We start from the raw sequence: 753 nt of genomic DNA, 5'->3' as shown, positions 1-753 counted from the left end.
GCCGCGGCCAACTTTCTTCCCACAAAACTCGAACTCTGGAGGCATCTTGGTCGTAAAATTAACGGTCCCGCTGGCATTCACTGGACTACTAAACACTACAATTAGCAACGGAAGGATGAATAAGTATTTTAATGGCATCGGTATATTCTCTTTTTATTCGTGACGGTCACCGCGGAGCTATTGTCCGATAAAAACAGAAATACGAATATGTCGCGAATCACGATTAGGAATGTTGAACGGATTTCTGCAAAAAACGGGCGCTACATAAAGCGAACGCTTTACTGTAGACCCATCGCTTTTTTAGCAATTTGGGCTTTTATAAAAGTATGACGATTCATTGCATCCACGCCGAGATTTCTGATCAAACGTACTATAGGGTCTGTCGCACCAAACAATCTTTTAAACCCTTCCATACCCAGCATCATTGAAAAGTTTTCGCTCTTACGCGCTCGCTCATAGCGTTTCAATAATATGGGACTTGAAAGCTCATACCCCTTTTTCTTGGCATCTTCTGCAATACTGATCAGTGCCTGCACATCATCCAAGCCGAGGTTCAAGCCTTGGCCAGCTAAAGGATGAATACTATGCGCAGCATCACCCATCAAAATGGCTTGATCCGCAACATAGCTATTTGCATGACGTTGGCGTAGAGGAAATTTAAATCGCTTCGATACTGACTTAACCGCGCCTAGCTCACCTTCTATTTGTGCGGCCAACTGACGTTTAAACTCGACTTCAGGCAATGAAAAAATA

General features: G+C 43.6%; 1 protein-coding gene. It reads right to left on the bottom strand.

Annotated features, from left to right (window positions below; translation table 11 throughout):
- Positions 1 to 278: 278 nt before the first annotated feature.
- Positions 279 to 753, bottom strand: a 475-nt coding sequence (locus tag A3738_RS07320) for an FAD-dependent monooxygenase (RefSeq protein ID WP_197473672.1), incomplete at its 5' end; no start/stop codon positions are given.

This window comes from Oleiphilus sp. HI0066 (assembly GCF_001635725.1).
This window is presented reverse-complemented; position numbering and strand designations above follow the sequence as displayed.